The sequence below is a fragment of the Ancrocorticia populi genome (assembly GCF_003123745.1).
In the GTDB taxonomy this organism is placed as follows: Bacteria; Actinomycetota; Actinomycetes; order Actinomycetales; family Actinomycetaceae; genus Ancrocorticia; species Ancrocorticia populi.
In genome coordinates, this window is the sequence record NZ_QETB01000001.1 from 699,514 (window position 1) to 720,174 (window position 20,661).

19 protein-coding genes and 3 tRNA genes are annotated in these 20,661 nt (G+C 60.3%); 15 read left to right on the forward strand and 7 right to left on the reverse strand.

All coding sequences use genetic code 11. The features are described 5' to 3' along the window. Positions 1 to 97: 97 nt before the first annotated feature. The 5 genes from DD236_RS03250 to DD236_RS03270 form a co-directional block, all read right to left on the reverse strand. Entirely contained in the window at positions 98 to 370 is a 273-nt protein-coding gene (locus tag DD236_RS03250) for a type II toxin-antitoxin system TacA family antitoxin (protein WP_133246050.1), read from the reverse strand. Positions 371 to 466: 96 nt separating this feature from the next. Further along, entirely contained in the window at positions 467 to 979 is a 513-nt protein-coding gene (locus tag DD236_RS03255) for a GNAT family N-acetyltransferase (protein WP_109092916.1), read from the reverse strand. A 167-nt stretch (positions 980 to 1,146) separates the two neighbouring features. Further along, a complete protein-coding gene (locus DD236_RS03260; RefSeq protein ID WP_109092917.1) occupies positions 1,147 to 1,872 on the reverse strand; it encodes a sunset domain-containing protein in 726 nt (241 codons plus the stop codon). A 106-nt stretch (positions 1,873 to 1,978) separates the two neighbouring features. After that, complete coding sequence (locus tag DD236_RS03265; protein ID WP_109092918.1) at positions 1,979 to 2,638, reverse strand: TIGR03089 family protein; 660 nt, start codon at positions 2,636 to 2,638, stop codon at positions 1,979 to 1,981. A gap of 55 nt (positions 2,639 to 2,693) precedes the next feature. After that, positions 2,694 to 3,593: an inositol monophosphatase family protein gene (locus tag DD236_RS03270; protein WP_109092919.1), complete on the reverse strand. Its 900-nt coding sequence runs from the start codon at positions 3,591 to 3,593 to the stop codon at positions 2,694 to 2,696. 357 nt (positions 3,594 to 3,950) lie between these two features. Between DD236_RS03270 and DD236_RS03275 the strand changes: the two genes are divergently transcribed. The 3 genes from DD236_RS03275 to DD236_RS03285 are packed head-to-tail and all read left to right on the forward strand — an operon-like array spanning position 3,951 to position 9,164. After that, entirely contained in the window at positions 3,951 to 4,235 is a 285-nt protein-coding gene (locus tag DD236_RS03275) for a WhiB family transcriptional regulator (protein ID WP_109093279.1), read from the forward strand. A 4-nt stretch (positions 4,236 to 4,239) separates the two neighbouring features. Beyond that, positions 4,240 to 7,773 carry a glycosyltransferase gene (locus DD236_RS03280; protein ID WP_109092920.1) on the forward strand — a complete coding sequence of 1,178 codons (3,534 nt, stop codon included), beginning with the start codon at positions 4,240 to 4,242 and terminating at the stop codon, positions 7,771 to 7,773. After that, positions 7,770 to 9,164 (forward strand): DUF5719 family protein, encoded by a 1,395-nt coding sequence (locus DD236_RS03285; protein ID WP_109092921.1) that lies wholly within the window; start codon positions 7,770 to 7,772, stop codon positions 9,162 to 9,164. Before DD236_RS03280 ends, DD236_RS03285 begins: the two co-directional genes overlap by 4 nt. On the opposite strand, the gene DD236_RS03290 is transcribed toward DD236_RS03285, so the two are convergent. Continuing rightward, complete coding sequence (locus tag DD236_RS03290; RefSeq protein ID WP_109092922.1) at positions 9,165 to 9,602, reverse strand: metallopeptidase family protein; 438 nt, start codon at positions 9,600 to 9,602, stop codon at positions 9,165 to 9,167. Positions 9,603 to 9,647: 45 nt separating this feature from the next. Here DD236_RS03290 and DD236_RS03295 point away from each other — a divergent pair, with 45 nt between their 5' ends. The 7 genes from DD236_RS03295 to DD236_RS03325 all read left to right on the forward strand — a co-directional run bounded on the left by DD236_RS03295 (position 9,648) and on the right by DD236_RS03325 (position 17,959). Continuing rightward, on the forward strand, positions 9,648 to 10,082 hold the full coding sequence (locus DD236_RS03295) for a DUF3499 domain-containing protein (protein WP_109092923.1): 435 nt from the start codon (positions 9,648 to 9,650) through the stop codon (positions 10,080 to 10,082). 123 nt (positions 10,083 to 10,205) lie between these two features. After that, on the forward strand, positions 10,206 to 10,889 hold the full coding sequence (mtrA, locus tag DD236_RS03300) for an MtrAB system response regulator MtrA (protein WP_109092924.1): 684 nt from the start codon (positions 10,206 to 10,208) through the stop codon (positions 10,887 to 10,889). Further along, positions 10,886 to 12,754, forward strand: a complete 1,869-nt coding sequence (gene mtrB / locus DD236_RS03305; RefSeq protein ID WP_109092925.1) for an MtrAB system histidine kinase MtrB — start codon at positions 10,886 to 10,888, stop codon at positions 12,752 to 12,754. The genes mtrA and mtrB overlap by 4 nt, the downstream gene beginning before the upstream one ends. After that, the gene (locus tag DD236_RS03310; RefSeq protein WP_109092926.1) at positions 12,747 to 14,453 is read left to right on the forward strand and encodes an LpqB family beta-propeller domain-containing protein; all 1,707 of its coding nucleotides are present in this window, start codon (positions 12,747 to 12,749) and stop codon (positions 14,451 to 14,453) included. Before mtrB ends, DD236_RS03310 begins: the two co-directional genes overlap by 8 nt. Positions 14,454 to 14,675: 222 nt before the next feature. Then, positions 14,676 to 15,473, forward strand: a complete 798-nt coding sequence (locus tag DD236_RS03315; RefSeq protein WP_133246051.1) for a ComF family protein — start codon at positions 14,676 to 14,678, stop codon at positions 15,471 to 15,473. Positions 15,474 to 15,650: 177 nt separating this feature from the next. Continuing rightward, a complete protein-coding gene (gene hpf, locus DD236_RS03320) occupies positions 15,651 to 16,283 on the forward strand; it encodes a ribosome hibernation-promoting factor, HPF/YfiA family (RefSeq protein ID WP_109092928.1) in 633 nt (210 codons plus the stop codon). Between the two features lie 293 nt (positions 16,284 to 16,576). Next, complete coding sequence (locus DD236_RS03325; protein WP_109092929.1) at positions 16,577 to 17,959, forward strand: FAD-dependent oxidoreductase; 1,383 nt, start codon at positions 16,577 to 16,579, stop codon at positions 17,957 to 17,959. A gap of 114 nt (positions 17,960 to 18,073) precedes the next feature. Here the strand turns inward: DD236_RS03325 and DD236_RS03330 are convergent, their stop codons facing one another. Next, positions 18,074 to 18,568 (reverse strand): YajQ family cyclic di-GMP-binding protein, encoded by a 495-nt coding sequence (locus DD236_RS03330; RefSeq protein WP_207785670.1) that lies wholly within the window; start codon positions 18,566 to 18,568, stop codon positions 18,074 to 18,076. A 113-nt stretch (positions 18,569 to 18,681) separates the two neighbouring features. Here DD236_RS03330 and DD236_RS03335 point away from each other — a divergent pair. The 5 genes from DD236_RS03335 (at position 18,682) to DD236_RS03355 (ending at position 20,649) form a co-directional block, all read left to right on the forward strand. Then, a tRNA-Tyr gene (locus DD236_RS03335) sits at positions 18,682 to 18,764 on the forward strand. Positions 18,765 to 18,865: 101 nt separating this feature from the next. Next, positions 18,866 to 18,941, forward strand: a tRNA-Thr gene (locus DD236_RS03340). 25 nt (positions 18,942 to 18,966) lie between these two features. Next, positions 18,967 to 19,040: transfer RNA gene (locus tag DD236_RS03345), tRNA-Met, on the forward strand. 52 nt (positions 19,041 to 19,092) lie between these two features. After that, positions 19,093 to 19,260, forward strand: a complete 168-nt coding sequence (gene rpmG, locus DD236_RS03350; protein ID WP_109092931.1) for a 50S ribosomal protein L33 — start codon at positions 19,093 to 19,095, stop codon at positions 19,258 to 19,260. Positions 19,261 to 19,479: 219 nt separating this feature from the next. After that, the gene (locus DD236_RS03355) at positions 19,480 to 20,649 is read left to right on the forward strand and encodes a UDP-N-acetylmuramate dehydrogenase (protein WP_109093280.1); all 1,170 of its coding nucleotides are present in this window, start codon (positions 19,480 to 19,482) and stop codon (positions 20,647 to 20,649) included. Positions 20,650 to 20,661: the final 12 nt, after the last annotated feature.

Here is a 20,661-nt window from a genome sequence, read left to right on the forward strand (position 1 = left end):
TAGAATGCTAGGCATCATTCCTGAGAATTCTCGGAATGTGCGTGGAGGATGCCTGAGCTTGCGGCTCGCGAGAGAGGGGCAATAGTTGCGCTACGGGTCACCGTGTTCGTGTATGTTTGCGAACCAACTTGCGGAGGGCATCGTTTGGTTCAGCTGGATCAGTGATCAGCTGCTCGATCAGTTCGAAATCTCTATCGGATAATCTCATGACCTGCTCCTCTAGGAGCACCTGCCGTGCCCGGGAGTTTGCGGCATCCAAGATAAAAGAAGAAAGATCTTGATCCGTTATACGTGCCGCTTCCTTGAGTCGGGCTTTGGTCTCATTGCTAGTCCGAAGCGCAATCCGGCTGTCCTTTGCCGATGCAGACATGATGTGCACAACGCCTTTCCTAATTGGGATTATGTGTACGTACCACGTACGTACTTTGTACGTCTGACTTCAGACTGTACACCATACTCGTTGGTGCTAAAAGGCCTTGGCGATCGTTGCCATAGACATAGCAAGCCTCAACGAGTCATCTTCCAACCGTACAAAGCCGTATCTCTCGTAAAAGCTACGGACATGCTCATTCAGCGCATCTACAATCATCGCAGCGCTTCCGCTGAGCTTTGCGGCCTCAAGGGACACCTGCATAGCGTGAACCAGAAGTGCTCCACCGAGGCCTCGACCTTGGTATTCCTCTGCTACTGCTAATTTGACTAGTCGTGTTGCTGACAAATCGTAAGTAGCTGGTTTCTCGAAGAATAGGGAAGTTTCCTCTGGCAAAAGACGGAAATTTGCAATGGCAATATAGCCGTAGATATACCTAGATTCTGGTTCCGGGCCAATTAGCAGGTGTGTCCGAGTTTGCATGCGTTTCTCGCTCTGACCGGCATACTTCGCAAGCCACTCATCGAGCTCCGGTTCGCCACTATAAAAGCTTCGATAGTCGTAAGTTTTCGGCGAATAGTGAACAAGAGTCAGATCTTTCTCTCCCATGAAGAAAGCCTACCGTGGCCCTCCACCATAAAACCCGGCGGATATGGCGGAGCCTCGCCCCAACCCAATCAAATAACAGCCCATCAACGTACTCGGGCTGGCGGAGGGCTGGGGACGAAGCTACTGTCGTCGTCGGCGAAAATATCGCGGCGATGGAGAGAAAGAATCTACCTCTTCGACGCCCGGTATCCAGCAGACTTCGCCGCAGAAGCGGAGGCGAAGCACTGCTCCGGATTAGTCCGTGAATAGTATGCGCCGCCGGGGACGTGGTAGATCATCGAGCTCGCATTGCCCTTGATGGGTGCCCACGAGGGGCAATTCCACCCGCTGGGATACATAGCGCTGGGGTACTTGACTACCGCGGTTGAACCGGACGTGACGCTCTTCGTTTTATATCCGGAGGCCTTGCCTGTAACGGTCACGGAAATGCGCTTGCCCTTGTCCGCAGCCTTCACCTTGTAGCTCGACTTTTTGGCGCCCGAGATCTTCTTACCGTTGCGCTTCCATTGGTAAGACACCTTGGTGGAAGAAGGAGACCACTTGCCGGTTTTCACCTTGAGGGTCTTGCCCACCTTCGCCGATCCCGAGATCTTGGGCTTTGCAGCGCTCAGCGTGCCCTTCGCGACGGCTTTGGTCTTGCCGGAAGTCTTCGACGCGGTGGTGTAGCCCGTCTTCTTCCCTGTGGCCTTGACCGAGATCTTCTTGCCAGAATCCGCAGCCTTCAGCTTGTACGTGGCCTTGGTAGCCCCGGAGATCTTCTTGCCATTGCGGTACCACTGGTAGGAAACAGAGGTACTAGACGTCCACTTGCCCTTCTTAGCAGTGAGAGTCTTGCCCACCTTCGCCGTGCCCGTGATCTTTGGCTTTGCGGTCTTCAGCTTGAGCTTCGGCACTGTCTTGGTGACCGAAGAGGATTTGGAGGCTGTTTTGGTGGGATAAGAATAGCTTAAACTTACGTCGCGGTTTGGCGCGAGAATACGCGTTTCTGGTGGATGTCCGTCACATATTTGCGGGAGTTGCGCCCTCTGTTTCTGCCACCTTGGCTACGTTAGATCCATTTTGGAGAACGACGACGGAACCTCGCGTCAGCTGCCACGCCACCGCGGCGAGGGTGGAGGCTGGGTTGTTGGCTATCGAACCTGAGATCAGGAGGCGTTCACCAGTGGGTGTCAAGGTGCCTTGCGATTCCCATTTCGCAAAGTTTCCAGATACGTGGCGGGCGGTGTCCATGAGCTGATCGGGGGAACCCATCACTTCGGCGCTGCCATCAAAAACGCCTGAAGCCAGTGGATCACCCATCCACGAGAGCGCGAGAGGTCCGAGGTCTAGGGCGATGACGTTGTCCGCATCAGGGGCCGTTTCCGGATGGTTCGTTATCACGCCATCTGGGGTATCAGCAGTAGTTCCTATGGCCACTTCAAGCCCGGCGAGCATTCCGCCCAATCCCCAGAGGCAGGTCTTCCAGTGCGAGGGAAGATCGAGCAGGAGCCGTGCGCCTTCATCCAGCCACACCTCGTCCGCAAGGTATCCGGCAATCTTCGCCATGTGGTTGGCGGCCACTTTCCCCGACAGTTCCATGCGGCCATCGGCTCCGTACCACGTGAGGGCTGGTGCCGTGCCGCGGTGAACTAGCGCTGTGTATACATCGAGGGCATTCATTAGGGGGTTCCCTTGTTGGTGTTTGTAAGTGCTTGTTGGTGATTGAGGCCCTTCCTCAGAGGCTTGACGCAATCCCGGGAATTTGAGCGGCGAGGTCTGGGCGGCCCATGACCTCAATGCAGAAGGCCGCCGCCTCTTTGGTGCCCGCCCCAACGTAGTTGCGCGCATGAACCAGATTGGCCGTGTACAAATGTGTGCCATCGGTGAGTTGGGTTGCGGGGGAGGGATGGGAGGCGTCGTCGTCGAACCCAATATAGTGACCACCCGCCTGTTGGACTAAAAACAAGCCGGCCGCAACGTCCCACGGATTCGTGCCGCGATTGTAGGCGGCCAGAAGGTGGCCGGCGGCTACCTCTGCAAGTTCGAGCGCGGTGGAGCCGGGGCGGCGGACGGAGCGGACGGATTGGATCAACTTGAGGAAGGCGAGGGCGTCCGCCTCGCTGCCCAGCCGGGACGAGGGATATGAGGTGGCGAAGATTCCGCGTTTGACGGGAACGGTTTGGACGGCCATGCGCACGCCGTTGCGATAGGCGCCCGTTTCGTCAGCCCGGTAGGTGAGGCCGGAAGTGGGCTGGTGGATCACCGCGGCGATGATTTCATTCCCGCGTCCGGCCGCGATGGAAACGCACCAGTGATCGATGCCGCTCGCGAAGTTAGAGGTGCCGTCAATGGGATCTACGTACCAGACAATGTCATCCGGACCGGGATCGCGTGGGGTGCCCGAAGCGGTAAGCATCTGGGAGGATTCCTCGGCCACGATGAGGGAATCGGGTGCTTCGCGGAAGATGTGTTCGGCGATTTTCGCCTGCGAGGCCTTATCATGAACGGTCACAACATCGTGGAAGTCTGCCTTGTATTCAACACTGCCGGGATGATCGAACGCCTCGACTAGGTAGGAGGAGACGGCGCGGGCGGCGCCTTCGGCAATATCAGCCAACTTGATCGATGTGCTCATAGAACAATGGTCCCACGAAGTAGCTGGAGGGCTGGGTGTCTTAGCCCACAGATTGAGACAGATTCTGGGAGACTTCTTGATGGAGCGATAGTGTGGAGACGTGCGTGGGCTTGGAAACCGGTGGTATCGCGCGGGTTGAGCGGATTCTCAGGGAAGCCATACTTTAGTGCCGGACCTGAAAGAAATCTGAGTAAAAGGCTAAATCTATCGCTTATGCCTTGACTTCGGTGAATGACACGCGTGTAATTCTTAGGTATACACACCGAAGGAGCGAGGAGACGAGCAATGCGAACACTGCCTGAGTGGCCCCCCTCCGAAGAGCCGCACGATCTTAGCCGTGAGGAAGCGCAGCAGTTCATGCTGGGGGTCTTTGACTTAGGATACGGCACCGCGTCCGGCGAGGAGCTGGCGTGGCAGGATTTCGCTCTGTGTGCCGAAACCGATCCAGACATCTTCTTCCCGGAAAAGGGCGGATCCACAACCCCCGCGACTTCCGTATGCTCACAGTGCCTAGTACAGGCCGAATGCTTGGAGTATGCGCTTTCCCACGATATTCGCCACGGCATCTGGGGCGGAATGTCCGATAACGATCGCCGTAGGCTTTCCCGCGAACGCCGTCGCGTGAGCGGACTGGGCGCCTAGCTCCTTGAACCACGAGCACAAGGCGCTACCCCCGCTTGGGGAGGACGACTGGCTTCCCATTACCTCTGACGGATCCTCTGGGCCAGATGTGTCCGCTGGGCAACTCGACGATGCTCGCGGCTTAGGCACGGCTAGGCTGGCAGGGGATGAACAGGGAGTAGACGGGCTTCAGGGGGCCGGCGTCGTTCGCGAAACGGGCGTAGTTCGGCAGGCGAGCGAGGCTGGGGAAACGCGCGAGGTTCGGGAAACGGACGAACCCGCCGAACCCGAAACGCTTCTTGGTAGTAAACCCGGCTCAAGCTCACTGGAGCGGAACTGCCATGCGGTCCTTGTAACGGGAGCGGACAATCCCCGGCTCTCGCGCGTGCTGAGCGCAGTGGCCGATCAGACTTTACAGCCGGCCCGCGTTCAGATCGTCGTACTTGGCGAGGAGACTGAGCGCGCTCGCGATCTAGCCGAACGCCATCTTGGCGAGGCCGAGATTCCGTTTACGGTAGAGACCTCGGAGGCGAAGACGTTTTCCGCGGCCGTCCAGGGCGCCATCGGTGGCCGGGTCATCGGTGGCCGGGTAGATGGCGAGAACTCGGACGATGACAGGCCGGATACTCAGAACCCGGATACTCAGAACCCGGATACTCAGAACGAGGGCAGTAACCTCCCACGTGGCAAACACGGGCTTCACACCCAACAAGGCCAAGAGACTCAGGAACAACAAGAGACTCAGGAACAAGAAGGCGAAGAGAGCCAAGAAACTGGCACATGGCTGTGGCTCCTGCACGGGGATGTAGCCCCGTATCCGGATTGCTTGGAGTGGCTGGTGCGCCGCGGATCGGCCAGCTCGAAGATCGGGGCGTTGGGTCCCAAGCAGGTGAGTTGGCAGAATCGCGCAGATCTGCTGGAGGTTGGTATTCGCGCCACGCGCTCTGGCCGCCGCGTGCCGGAGATTGGCAAGGGCGATCGCGATCAGGGCCAGCTTGATGCTCGCGAGGATGTGCTGGGCGTAGGCAGTGCCGGGATGCTGGTGCGGGCGAGCGCCCTACAGCAGATCGGCGGGCTCGATCCGGCTCTCGGTCCGTTCGGTGACGGCCTCGAAACCTCACGCCGGCTGTGGGCTGGCGGTTGGCGTGTGACAGTGGTGCCGCGCGCTGTTGTGCGCCACGCCCAAGAATCGATGAGCCGCCCGGCTCGTGCCACCTTCGCGGATCGGCGCGCCGCCCAGCTCTACAACGCGCTGCTGGCCGCTCCCTTAATCTTTGTGCCATTCATGTGGATTGGTTACATCCTTGCCGCCCCTATCCGCGCCCTCATTCGCCTTGCGATGAAGGAGCCGGGGATGGCGTGGCCCGAGCTCAAAGGTGGGTTCTCCGTTATTGGCCGCACCGGGGATCTGTGGGCTGGCAGGCGTCGCCTCCGGGCGGCCTCGAGCGTCTCGGGCTCTGTGCTGCGGACGCTCGAAGATTCCCCAAAGGATGTGCGGGCGGCCCAGCGCGCGGACCGTAAAGCCCAGAAGGATGCGGCCGAGATGGCCGTGTTGCCCGATCCCATCACGCTGGCCGAACAACGCCAGTACACGCGCTCCACGCGGTCTTGGGCGTTCGCCACGTTCTTAGTCACCACAATCGTTGGTGTGGCCGGGATGCTCGGTGTGATTGGACGCGGCGTGCTTGCGGGCGGGGCGCTCTTGGCCGATGATTCGAGCTTCGGAGATTTGGTCTCTATGGCGGCCTCCGGTTGGCTCCCCAGCGGCAGTGGATCGCCGGGCCAAGTAGATGCCCTATGGCTAGTTCTCTCCCCGCTGGTTGCGATCAGCCAGCCACTCGGTGGCTCGCTCGGTTCAGTAGCCACCGCCGTTATTCTTCTTGCCCTGCCGCTGGCCGGGCTTGCCGCTTACCGCGCGGCCGGCACGTTCACCCTCTCCCCGCTGCTTCGGTTTGTTGCCGGGCTGCTCTGGGCGTTCGCGCCACCGCTGCTTGGTTCGATTCAGGCCGGACAAGTTGCCGGCGTCATTTGGCACATTTTGGCACCGTTGGGCGTCTCGCTCCTGGTGCGTTGCTGGCGCGGCAATTCGATCTCGCTGGTGGCGCGGGCCTCTCTAGTCCTTGCCGTCATGTCCGCGGCAGCCCCGTTAACGATCGTGCTGGTGATCGGCGTAATCGCTGCGGCGGTCATTCGCCGGGCATGGCGCTGGCTCTGGATCCCCGTCCCGGCACTCGTGCTCATGGCGCCAACCTTCATCGCGGCAGACAACTGGCGCGTTCTGTTCGCCGTGCCGGGCGCAGCCGTGGCCGGCCAGCCCTCCGGCCTGAATGTCCTCACGCTCAACCCTGTCGCTTCCAGCGATCTCAACCTATTTGCCGCCACCGGAATCGCCGCAATCGCGCTAGTTGGTGTGCTCGCTCTGGTGCGCCGCCACCGCACCGCGTGGATCCGTTGGGGTTGGGTGGTTGTCACGCTCGGCTACCTGTGGGCCCTCGCGGATTCTTTCATTACAACGGCGATCTCCACCGCCAACGGCACCCTCACACCCGTGAACGCTTGGGCTGGAATCGCACTGTCTCTGGCGGCGCTGGGCCTGTGGCTTGTGCTCGTCAACGCCGGAGACGGGATGCGTGCCCGCGTGCGCCAATACTCCTTTGGTTTGCACCAGCTGGGTGCGGGAATCATCGTGCTGGCTGTGACATATGGGATGGTTGCCCCGGCAGGCATCTGGGTGGCAAACAATGCCCGGCAGGCACCTCTCGAAGCCGCCGGTAATACCATTCCCGCCATCGCGGTCACTGACCAACAGAGCGCAGATCGTTCGCGAGTTCTCATGCTGACTCCGGGCCCCGACGGGATCGAGGCAAAGGTGCTGCGAGGGAACGGAATCCAGCTTCACGAAACCTCTATGGTCAGCGAGGTGGAGGGTGTAGCTGCCCTGAACGCAGATCCCTCCAGCGATGCAGCCCGCGAAGAACTTGCCGAGGCGATTGCAGACGTCAGTGGGAGCGGGGAGCGGGCGGCCTCGATTTTCGGAGTCCAAGCAATCTCCATGGTGGTAGTTCCTCAAGTAGACACCGGCACTGACCGCGCGGCTCTCGTGGGCCAGCTCAGTAGCTTGGGTGGCTTGCAATACGTCACGGAAAACCAGAGCGGGGCTTTCTGGCGGGTGCGCACGGATACGGAATCTGGAGCGGCTGCCACCTCGCGGCTTCGCATCAGTGAACCCAGTGGGCTAACCGGAACGGGTGAGATCAACACCAGCGATACTGCTTTGGCATCCGGAACCATTGGTGCGGACGTGGCGATTGAATCTGGCCGCGACGGCCGCATCCTCGTACTTGCCGAGCGCGCGGATTCCTCGTGGAATGCAACACTGAATGGGCAGAGCCTGAAGCCGGTAGAACATGGCTGGCGTCAGGCCTGGCGCTTGCCTGCCGATGGTGGCGATCTGGTGATCAGGCACGGCACGATCTGGTCGGCTGTGGCGCAGGTGGCCGTTATGGGCATCGCTATCGTCATGGCGTTGCCACTGCGGCGAAAGAGGTATGAATCGTGAAGACCTTTCTAGCGGGCGTTGGTGTGGTCGCGTTGTGCGCGGCGGCTGGAGGCGCTGTGGTGCTGTCTTCCCCAAGCGATCCCGAAGCCCGCGACGCCCCAGCGGTACAGTCCACACAGATTTCCGCAACCGCACTCTGCGGAGGTGCGTTCGAGCGGACCCTCGAAGAGGGAATCAATGTTGAGGACGTCGATGAAGGCGTGTCCGTTTCCTCCTGGGCTTTTGCTGATGCGTCCGGGGCAACGATCGAAAGTGGCGACGAATCGACCGAGCTGGAAGGTTCGCCGGGCTTTGCGAGCGGCTCGGAGCCATTGGTTGGGGTACTGACGGCTCCGGATTCAGACGAGATCCATATGGCCGGGGCCAACGTACACGTAGCTCAGGCTGGCGATACCCGCGGTATGGCTGCGAGCCCATGCGTTTCCCGAACCTCGGATACGTGGCTGGTGGGGTCCACTAGCGACGTGGGTACCTCCAACCAGCTTGTCATCACCAATCCTGGCCAGACGGCCGTGACGGTGGAGCTTTCGGCCTTTGGTTCGGCTGGCGAGCTAGACCTCGGATCGAACGCTACGATCGCGGTGGATGCCGCTAGCACGGAGCGGGTTGACTTAGACGGCGTGATTCCCGGAGATTCACGCATCGGGCTCCACGCAACTACAGACGCTGGGACCGTCGGAATCTCTCTACAGCAAAACAGCTTGGATGGGGCAACGCCTGCGGGCGTCAGCTACGTCACCGGCTCGGTACCCGGTACGAACCTCACCATCCCAGGCGTAGCCGTGGCCGATGATTCTGCTTCCAGCCTGCGCCTCGTTAACCCCGGCGAGGAGGCGGCCACCGCTTCCATCTCGCTGATTGGCGAAGATGGTAGTGATGACCTACCGGGCGGCTCAAACGTGACCGTGGCCGCTGGTTCCGTACTGGACCTCTCGCTCGATGGAGTAGACGGTGGCGATTACGCCGTATCCGTTGAATCTGATCAACCCGTTGCCGCGGGCATCCAGCTCACCTCCACCGAGGAGAAAAGCGGAGCGCGCGACATCGCATGGGCAGCGCCCTCCGAGGCCATGACCAGCTCAACGGTAATGTTTGGGGACGTGCCGGCGAAGTTCGGCGTCGTCGGCGAAAAAACGGTGAAAGTGACAATCCGGCCTATCGAGAAGGACGGGACGCTCGGGGAGCCGGAAACCGTGACGGCGAAGGCCGGGGCGTACGCAACGTTCGACGTGCCGGACGGGGCAGTGGGGCTCACGGTTGAATCGGCGGAGCCGGTGATTGGGGCGGTGACGGCCACCCCGAAGCTTGCCGAAGGCCGCGCGATCGATTGGGTGCCGCTCACCGGCTTCGAATCGGCCCGGAACTCTCAGCGAATCGCGCTGAGCAACTAGCTAGGACCTGCGGAGATAGTCAATTTCCTCGGGGTCCCGGCCCAGCGCGGAGGAGAGCTGTTCGGTGACAATGTCATGGATGAACAGGTGCGGATCAGGGGCGCGCTTGGCGGCCTGAAGAATAGGCAAGCGATAGAACACGATCCGCCCGGTGATCTTAGCGGGACGCTCGAAGGGAAGGTAGCGAGCCAGCGGCACCCCGTGTTCCCATGGAGCGGGATCGGTTTCGGGAACGTCCAGCACGCCGAAGTCCAGATGCTTCATCTTGGAACCCAGATGCGCCCGAAAAGTGGCCAAATCGTAGCCGATCAGATCGTCAAACTTATCGGCGCGCGTGCGGGCAGCGGGCAGGTGGCCGTCAATGATGGGGCCACGCAAACCGCGCCCGTGACGATCACGGCGCCGGGCCTTGCTGCGCAGCGGGAGCAACTGGGACATGGATCTAGCCTAACGCGAAGCCCTGCCAATGGTAGCGTTGGCCCCGTGAGTCATGTTCGTGAGTGTTCCCGCCTGCACTGCCATGAGGCGGCAGTGGCCACGATGACGTACGGCTACGAGGACGCCACGGCGGTTCTTGGGCCACTGTCCCCAACCGCGGAGCCCGGTGCCCTCGATTTGTGCGCCTCCCACGCCCACTCCGTCACAGTGCCACGCGGGTGGTCTATGGTTCGCCTCATCACCGAGTTTGAACCAGCCCCACCATCAGACGCAGATTTGCAGACCCTTGTGCGCGAGATCCGTAAGGCTGCCAAACGCGACGTCCCCGAACCCACCCGGGTGAGCCCTAGCGTTTTCCGCACTGATTCGGACGTGCCGGACCACCGGGGGAAGCTAGCTATGGTGCCGCAGGAAGGTTCGGCGGACATCGATCTTGGCGCCTCTAGTTCTTCGAATTCCCCTGAGGAAGGCGATCTGTAACGTCTAGGAAGGCCATCTGTAACCACCGCGAACGGTAGGTTTATCCTCGAAGAGGCTGAACTATAACCCCGACACTGCCGGACAGCTCGGCATTTAGCCGCGCGGCGTGAGAATATAGATACCATGAGCACTCGCATTCTCGTTGTGGACGATGATCCAAGCATCTCCGAAATGGTGGCAATCCTCCTTGAGTCGGAGGGATATGACGTGACTGTGTGTGCTAACGGGTCCAGCGTGATGGCGTTGTTCCGGGCGGAGCGGCCGGATCTAGTGCTGCTGGACGTGATGCTTCCGGGGCTCGATGGTGTGAGCGTATGCAAGCTGATCCGCGATGAGTCCGACGTTCCGATCATCATGATGAGCGCGCGTACTGATTCGCTCGATGTGATCGCGGGGCTTGAGGCGGGCGCGGATGATTACGTGACGAAGCCTTTTGAGAACTCAGTTCTGTTGGCCCGCGTCAAGGCGCGCCTGCGCCGCCAGGAGCCCGAATCAGAGACTCTGCGCATCGCGGATCTGACCGTGGATCTCAAGGGCCATCAGGTGCTGCGAGGCGGTGAAGATCTGAAGCTTACCCCGCTTGAGTTCGATCTGCTGGCAGTGCTTGCGCGTAAGCCGTGGCAGGTGTTCTCGCGTGAAGAGCTGCTGGAACAGGTGTGGGGATACCGCCACAATTCCGCCGATACGCGGCTGGTTAACGTGCATATCCAGCGCCTGCGCTCCAAGGTTGAGAAGGATCCCGATCATCCAGAAGTTGTGGTGACTATTCGCGGCGTTGGCTACCGCGCAGGAGCCATCCAAGAGTGAAACTCCCCGGGGATGTGTATCACCGCCGGTCCGGGGTTGTTGAGCAATTCCGCAACCGGCTTGAATCGCTGGGGATGTGGTGGAGATCGTCTCTGACGGTCCGCGTGGTTTCGCTTGTTATGGCGGCGGGCGTGGTGGCCATGCTCGCGGCGGGGACTGTGATTGTGTCCCAGGTGCGAACCCAGCTATTCGAGCGTGAGGTCACTACCGCGGTTGATCTGTTTGATGCCTCGCTTTCCAACGCGCAGGCTACGTTCGATTCACTAGCTTCTCCCACCGCCGCCCAGATTCAGGACGAGGCCAACACAATCGTGCGCGCCCAGTACGATCCGATCCGTGCGGTCATGGGCGCTACGATGCTGCGCGCCCCCGATCAGGCAGATTCCTCCTTGTCCATTTTGGAGCCATATACAGATTCACCATTGGAGATCCGCACCCTCATCACGGACGAAATGCGCGAGGCTGTGCGGGGCTCCGATTCCATCCAGTGGCAGTCCGTTGCGCTTCCAAACTCCTCCGGTCCGTCAAGCCCCGGCATCGTTGTGGGCGCCACGGTGAACGTTCAAGGTGCCGGCACCTACGAGTATTACGTTGCCTACTCTTTCGAACAGCAAGAGGGCACGGTTCGGCTTGTCACCGGGATTTTGACCGCCGGTGCCGTTGTTCTTGTGCTCCTGTTGGCTTTGATCACCTGGCTGGTTGTGGGCATGGTTTTGCGCCCGGTCCAAGAAGCGTCCCGTAACGCCCAGAGGTTGGCCGACGGCGCCTTTGATGCGCGCATGGTTGTTAGGGGCGACGACGAATTAGCCCACCTTGCCGAATCCTTCAACCAGATGGCTGAATCCATCTCCGATCAGGTTGGGCGTTTGGAACGAATGTCTGCAGTGCAGCAGCAGTTCGTTTCAGCCGTGTCCCACGAGTTGCGTTCGCCCGTTACCACGATCCGGATGGCAGGGCAGTTGATCTACGACAAGCGCGAAGAGCTGCCGCCAGCGCTAAGGCGCAGTGCGGAGCTTCAGCATGGCCAACTCATCAACCTCGATACCATGCTCTCCGATCTCCTGGAGATCTCCCGATTCGATGCCGGGGCGATGGTGCTGGCCACCGAGCGGGCCGATCTGGCGAAGATCGTGCATACTGTGGTGGAATCGCAAGAACCTCTGGCCGAATCCAACGGGGTATCCGTTCATATCCGGACCGATGGGGACACCACGGCTAGCGTGGAACCCCGCCGAATCGAACGCATAATCCGCAACCTTGTGGTCAATGCTCTGGAGCACGCCGAATCCCGCCCGGTGCTCATCAGAGTGATCGGGGGAACTAGCGCCGTCGCCGTCGAGGTCTCCGATCATGGCGTTGGACTCAACTCCGAACAGGCATCCCACGTGTTTGACCGGTTCTGGCGTGCGGATACCTCTCGGGTCCGAAAGTCTGGCGGGACCGGCCTTGGTTTGACGATCGCGCGCGAGGACGCGATGTTGCACGGTGGCAGGCTCCAGTGTGCAGGGGAGCTGGGCGTTGGCGCCACCTTCCTTCTGACGTTGCCCCGCGAGCCGCGCGTTAAGATCACTTCGCCCGTGACACTTCGTGTTGCCGCCGACGAAGAGGACTGGGACAGCTTGGAGGATTCCGAGCTAGATGCCGCCGATGGACTCGGCGATCCGGAGCAGGACACCGCTAGCGGGGACGGCAATTCTGAGATGGACGCCGAAGAACAGAATGTTGAGCCAGAGAGTGTTTCCGATGCCGCAGACCCGGCGGACGGTATGCGTACAGCCGGCTCCATGGATCAGGGCGAAGGATCGGATGTAACAACGGACCAAGAGGAAGACGAGGAAGGCAAGGAGGACAACGAGCATGCGTAGGTTCCGCTTATTCGCGCTGCTAGCCGCGATCGCGCTCGCGATAGGTGGTTGCTCTAGCCTCCCCCGCTCGGGCGGGGTACATGCCGTGAATCCTTCCGGAGTTGAGGATTCGAATGTGGGACTGCGCGGCCAGCCGCCAGCTGAGGGCGCCACGCCCGAAGAGATTGTTCTGGGCTTCCTGACCGCTTCTCGGGCAGGCGTTGAGGACAACTTCGCGGTAGCGCGCCAGTACTTGTTGTCCACAACATCCGGTGAATGGGATCCCTATGCGCAGGTACGCGTGTATCCCGATGCTCAGTCCATCCAGACCAGCCGGACGGCTACGGGGGCGGTGCGGGCCAAAGTGGGATCACTCGGGACGCTTGCCTCCGATGGCTCATATACCGAATCCGCCAACGAAGCGGTGAGCATCTCTGATTTCTCGCTCGCCCGCGATAGCGATGGAGAGTGGAGGATCGCGAGTCTAGACGATGGCGTGTTCCTTTCCGAACATACCTTCTTCACTCAGCTCTACACGGAAACCCCAGTCTATTTCCTTTCCGCAAATCACGAGTATCTGGTGGCCGATCTGCGTTGGTTCCCGCGTAATGAGGCCGCCTCGCGGGCCGTGAATGCCCTCGTAACTGGGCCCTCTACTTGGTTGAGCGAGGGGGTGACCACGGCCCTTCCCGAAGATACAAAGATGACGAAGACTGTCACAGTCACAGATTCCGTGGCTAGCGTGGAACTGTCTTCCAACGTTTTGTCTCTGCCCCAAGAGCAGAGGAATCAGATCAATCAGCAGATTACTCAGACCATCATGGCCACAGAATCAGTGCAATCTGCGGAGGTGACATCGCAGGGCTCCCCAATCGTTGAGGGCGATGGATCGGCTCTCTCAGATTACCCATTTGGCTCATATGGCATCTCACTTCTGAGCGAGGGAGCGCCAGCCACTGAATCGAACGGGGATCCAGTGCCCGTCCCGGGATTGGACACCGAGGATCTTGACCTTGAAGGCCTTGCGGTGGACTATTCCACCGATGCGGCCACGTATGCCTCATTAGGGGACGATGGCCAGACTCTCTACACAATGAGCTCGGCCACGGGACAAACGCAATCGGCCATCGAAGGATCGAATCTGGCAGAGCCCTCGTTCGATCATCAGGGATATGTGTGGACGGGAGAAAGAAAAAACACCGGCAGCCTCCTAGCCTACAGTCCCTCAATAGCTGAGGGCGGTGGAGTCGCGGAGGAGCGTCCGTCTGCTCCGTGGCTGGAAGGGATGACACTGCGCGAGGTGTCTATTTCCCGGGACGGCTCGCGAGCCATCGTGGTAGCCGAAACGGGTGGCAAAACAGCCATCTTCGCCTCGGGTGTTGTCCGCAACGCCGATGGAGCGCCCATCAGCCTTTCCGATCCAGTGCGCATCGGCCAGCGGCTCACCAACGTATCTGACGTGGCGTGGATTGGGCCGAGTGAGCTTGTCGCGCTGGGGCGTACATCTGCTGGCAGCGATATGAGCCTTTACTCCATTAAGATAGGTGGCCCCACAAGCCGCCTCATTTCCATTCAAGGTACGGACGGCGTGGCGCTTACTGCGGGCCGTGGCGAGCAATCCGTTGTGATCCTGACGGATCAGGGAACCGTCTTAGGTAGGTCTGGTGGGGCGTGGCGGAATATCACGACCTCGGCGGATGCGGTGGCACTACCCGGCTAGGTTGCCTCCCGGCCGAGTTGCCGCCCGGCTAGGTTGCCGCCCGGCCGACAATCCCAGCCAACCCCATACTTACAGCGTCAAATCTCGGGGTGGCCCCGGAATTGCGTCAAATTTGGGGATGTTGGGTCGGGCGTGCTTCAAGCCTTGGTGCCGCCGTTTCCCCAGCTCGATCCCTGTGGAGGCTCCGCGCGCCGCAGCCTCGCAACCTGCCACCATGCGGGTATGAGTCAGTTCTTGCAGACCTTAGCCGATGTAGCCTTCCCTCGTTGGTGTTCCGGTTGTGGCGAATGGGATCAGTTCCTTTGCCCGGAGTGTGCCAGCGCCTTCGAGGGCGGTATCAAGCGCGTGGATGAGCAAGCTCCCTATCTGCGGCTGGTCCTGCCCGCAAATGCGGAGGTACAGGGCCTCATCAGACCCGGCGACGAAGTCAGCTGGTTCCCCGTCTATGCATTGGGGGAGTACAGCGGGGCGGCTCGCAAGGTGATCGTCCCATGGAAGAACGCCGTGAACGCCGGCCTTACCCGCGAGTTGCAGGGGATCATCCGTGAGCAGCTCCGGCGCGCTGATCTTTCGGCGCAGTTCTCAGAGCAGCAGTTCACGGACTTCCGTCCAGACGAAGTCATCGAATCAGGCATGGGACGTATGGCGCCGCCAAGCGTTGTGCCAGCACCCTCGCGTGGCCGCAAGCATAAGGGCCTCTTCGTTGCCGGACATATTGCCGATGCGGTTGCCGAGGCGTGCGGCGGACACGCCGATGATGTACTCCGTGTCCAGCGCCGCCGTTCCACGGGCAAGCTGCTTGGGCGCGGCAGCAAATCGCAGGGCATCTATGCCGACGCGACGCCTAGAAGCTCCACAGTGATCCTTGTTGACGATGTGCTCACCACCGGAGCAACCTTGGCCGGATGTGCCCGAGCTCTTGAGGCACGCGGCCGCGAAGTTATTGCCGCAGTCGTTCTTGCTGCTGCGCCTGATCCGCGCAGGGGAGCCGTTGGGGACGGAGGTTCGTCGCTGGCGTAAAAACCCGGACAAAGCTACGGGCGGAAGATTCGGAACTTGGGGTGTGATTGCACTAACATTAAAGAAAGAAAAAGGACGTAAGCTCCGGCTTACTTCTCTCCAAATAGGGGGTGATCGTCTCAAGCATGCGTGAGAAGCAATGCAAGAAAGACTTTACCTACGCCTGAGGAGGGCATCGTGGAGATCATTGTTAAGGGTCGGAACACTGAAGTATCTGATCGGTTCCGCGGTCACGTTGAAGATAAGCTCCAGAAGATCGAGCAATTCGCGCCCCGTGCGCAGCGGGTAGATGTTGAGCTCACTCATGAGCCCAACCCAGCTCAAGCCGAAACGTCCAAGAGGATAGAGATCACGATCCGAGATAAGGGTCCAGTGATCCGCGCGGAGGCATCGGCATCCGATTCTTATGGCGCCCTTGACCTTGCGATGGGCAAGCTCATTGAGCGGTTGCGCCGGGCGCGCGATCGGAAGAAGGAGCATCCCGTCAAGACCCGTGTGGCAACGCCACTCACACTCACCCCAGAGGATGTCAACGTGCCAACCGAAACACCTGCAGACGATGATGAGCGCCGTATCCCCACTACGCCGGGCGAGGCGGTAGAGACCCAGCTTGGTGATTCTCCCGTTGTTGTACGCCAGAAGCTCTACGAGGCAACGCCGATGTCCGTAGACCAGGCACTTTATGAGATGGAACTGGTAGGACATCCGTTCTACCTCTTCATCGATGATGAGACCAAGCAGCCATGCGCCGTCTACCACCGTCACGGGTGGACCTACGGCGTGATCCGGTTGGATGCACAGATCGGCTAGTTGCTACGCCGGTCTAGCCGTTAGACCGATCTCAGATATACCAGCAGGGGCAGCCACTTAGGTGGCTGCCCCTCTTGCCATGCCTGGGCGGGGAGGGTTTGGGCTCTTCCGCGAGTTTCAGCCTTGGATATCGACGTTGCCTCGTATATATCGAGGCTCGAGCATTATGCAAGGGTGAAGCTTTAGCTAATACCGACGAAGCTCCTGGCAACGCCTGTGCGCGTGACCACCTCGATAGCGGCACGATCTAAAGCCCGATAGCATGGGGCTTTGTGTGCGAAGAAGGGAATGCAGTGACAGAACGTCAGCTCAACGTAGCAGTGATTGGCGCGGGCCCCGCTGGCATCTATGCCTCGGATATCCTCTCCAAATCGAAACTCGATGTGGCTATTGATTTGTTCGAGCGATTACCTGCTCCCTACGGCCTCGTCCGCTACGGAGTGGCACCCGACCATCCGCGTATCAAGGCCATCATCACCGCTTTGTACAACATCCTGAAGCGCGGGGACATCAAGCTTCACGGGAACGTCAACATCGGGACTGACGTGACGCTGCAGGAGCTACATCAGTACTACGATGCCGTGATCATTTCCACTGGCGCCGATCGCGATGCGCCATTGGAGATCCCGGGTGTTGACCTGCCCGAATGCTATGGCGCCGCGGACTTCGTGTCTTGGTACGACGGACACCCGGATTATCCGCGGACTTGGCCACTAAAGGCCAAGGAGATCGCGGTGATTGGCGTGGGTAATGTGGCACTGGATGTGGCGCGCGTGCTCGCCAAGCACCCGGACGATCTCCACCCAACGGAGATCCCGGCAAACGTCGAGGCCGGCTTGCGTGAATCTCCCGTGACCGACGTCCACATCTTCGGCCGCCGCGGCCCCGCACAGGTCAAGTTCACTCCGATGGAACTGCGTGAACTCGGCCATGTTCCGGACGTTGACGTTGTTGTTTATCCAGAAGATTTTGACTACGACGACGGATCCGAAGCCGCCATTGCCTCCTCCAAGATGACCAAGCAGGTGACCGAGCAGCTGACCAACTGGGTGTTCCAAGAGCCCGAGGATCTCACGGCTTCCCGGCGCATCCACATCCACATGTTGCAGCAGCCCGCAGAGGTTCTGGGGAGCGAGCACGTTGAAGGTATCCGCATGGAGCGTACCGAGCTTCAAGGCGACGGCTCCGTCAGGGGAACCGGTGAGTTCATCGATTATCCCGTGCAAGCCGTGTATCGCGCGGTTGGCTATGCTTCGCAGCCACTTGAAGGTGCGCCCTTCAATGAGAACCGCCACGTCATCCCCAACGAGGCCGGCCGTGTCCAGCGCGACGGCAAGGTTGTAGATGGGCTGTACGCCACCGGATGGATCAAACGCGGACCCATCGGGCTGATCGGATCCACAAAGTCGGACGCCCAAGAGACCATCGCCAACCTAGTAGAGGACGCCGAGGCGGGCATCCTTGAAGCGACCGGCCCCGGCACCGGGGCCGACGGCTTGCTCCCACTGCTCGAAAAGCGCGGCGTGCGCTACACCTCGTGGCATGGCTGGGAGCTCCTAGAAGCCTACGAGATGGCGCTTGGTAAGGCGGAGGGGCGCGAGCGCGTCAAGGTTGTGGAGCGCGAGACCATGACGGCGGTTTCGAGGGACGAACCGCACGACGGCAAGCTCTACTAGCAGCGCCCCAAACCCGGGATTGCGTCAAATCTCGGGTTGGGGGAGCCGTGGGCCCCACCTTGGCACTAAGTGCGGGGGTGGGGCTTCGTCGTCGTCGGAAAAAACCAACCAACCCTAGCGGTAGTTGGTGAACTGGAGGGCGCAGTCAACGTCGGCATCCTTGAGCAACGCGATGACTTCTTGCAGGGAGTCGCGCTTCTTGGAGCTGACGCGGAGTTCGTCGCCTTGGATCTGTACCTTGACACCCTTGGGGCCCTCATCGCGCACGATCTTTGAGAGCTTCTTCGCGTTCTCCTGGCTGAGGCCTTTCTTGAGCGCGCCCACTAGATGGAACTCTTTGCCGGAGGGTTTGGGTTCGGCATCGCCAACGTCCAGCGATTTGAGCGGCACACCACGGCGGAACATCTTGGACTGAAGGACATCGTAGATCGCGAGCACGCGCTCGGGGGAGTTCGCCACCATGGTGATGGTTTCTCCAGAGAGTGTCACCGAGGCTCCAACTCCCTTGAAATCGTAGCGCTGACTGATCTCCTTGGCGGTCTGGTTGACGGCGTTGTCTACTTCTTGTTGGTCATACTCCGAGACCACATCGAATGACGAATCGGCCATGATTCTCCTTAGTTCTGGTACCTATGTCACAAGGGCTTATATCAGTTTGACAGTCTACGGGTGAAAGCTGCTAATCTCATCTGGCACGGTTCGGCTAAGGCTGAACTACGCAAGGCGGGTTTCCCGAGCGGCCAAAGGGAACTGACTGTAAATCAGTCGCTGTTATGCTTCGCAGGTTCGAATCCTGCACCCGCCACAGGGCACGGTTTTACGCCGTGTTTAACGTGATTGGTGTAACTGAGTTCTCACTGCTTCCGATGGAAAAGGTGTGGGCAAAACGGTACGCTTATCGGCGTTGCCCCGATAGCTCAGTCGGCAGAGCGTCTCCATGGTAAGGAGAAGGTCAAGGGTTCGATTCCCTTTCGGGGCTCCATCGCTTCCATCCGGATGCGAGATGAGGCGGGGTAGCTCAGTTGGTCAGAGCGCACGACTCATAATCGTGAGGTCGCGGGTTCAAACCCCGCCCCCGCTACAATATGAAGAAGCGAATCCTCGCTTCGCCTGGACCGTGAGGAGATAGAGCAGTGGCTAGCAAGTCGGATGTTCGCCCCAAGATCACCCTCGCCTGCGAGGTGTGCAAGGAGCGCAACTACATCACCAAGAAGAACCGCCGTAACACGCCGGATCGTTTGGGCATTAAGAAGTATTGCTCAAGGTGCAACAAGTCAACCCTGCATCGCGAGACCCGCTAAATGCTAGGTGATTAAGGCCCACAGCTTTCGAGTTGTGGGCTTTATTTTTTTGGCGACGACGACGGCAGACGGCCGCCCCTCCCTCCGCCGGCGCGCCCATGCCGCATTTTGGTGAACACGTGTGTTCGACCCTGAGCACGGCCGGAAGTATGGGCGTGCTCAGGGTGCAGCGGACGTGCTCAGGATTCTGGGGCGGGGCACCAATGCTAGGCTGTGGCCGTGACTTGCTTCGTTCCAGCGCATTCAGAAGAGCCCATCGAAACCGTGCCACCGCTTCCTGCGGGGAGATCGGTACCTGGGGCTAAGACTCTCGCAGATCTGACCACAATCGGCGTTGGTGGGCCGATCACAACGCTTGTTGAGGCGGAGAAGGAGGCGGACCTGATCGAGGCGGTGCGAGCCGCAGATGATGAGGGAAAGCCGCTCCTCGTGATTGGCGGCGGTTCCAATGTGTTGGCCCGTGACGATGCCTTTGAGGGCGTTGTGGTGCGCGATCTGCGCTCGGATATCAGGCTGGTCCAAGAAGGCGGCTGTGAGGGTGCCAATCTCCGTGTGCTAGGTGGCACTGGGTGGGACGAACTTGTTGTCCACACAATCCAGAACGAGTGGATGGGGCTTGAGGCACTGTCCGGTATTCCCGGCACAGTTGGAGCGGCGCCCATTCAAAACATCGGGGCGTATGGCCAAGAGATTGCCTCCTCAGTGGCTCGTGTCCAGACATGGGATCGGAAGACCCAGAGTCGCCGTGAGTTCACCATGAACGAGCTTGGCTTTGGTTACCGCACCAGCATACTCAAGCAGACGTTTTCGGATGGGTGGGGGCCGAGTCCTCGCTATATCGTGCTGCACGTGGATCTCCAGTTGCGTATTGCTTCGCTATCGGCCCCGGTGCGGTTCGGGCAGCTCTCCAAGATCCTGGGCGTCGAGGGCGGCACTCGCGTTCCAGCCACAGACGTGCGTGCGGCGGTGCTTGAGCTCCGCCGTTCCAAGGGGATGGTACTCGATGATACTGACCGCGATTCATACTCCTGTGGTTCGTTCTTCACGAATCCCGTGTTGACTGAGGAGCAAGCGGCCGCACTGCCCGACGATGCACCGCGTTACCCGGTGACGGACGAAAGCCGATTGGTGCTTGGCGCGGCCGCGCCAACCATTGAGGGACAGGTCAAGACCTCGGCCGCGTGGCTCATTGATCACGCCGGATTCCCGGCTGGATATGCCATGCCAGGCCCGGCCGCACTTTCCACGAAGCACTGCCTCGCGCTGACGAATCGCGGAGGGGCGAGCGGTGAGGGCCTTCGCGACCTTGCCCGTACCGTCCGTGACGGGGTGCGGGAACGCTTCGGCGTGGAGCTACACCCTGAGCCCACGGTGGTCGGGGGCCTCTAGGCCGCGCCCGTG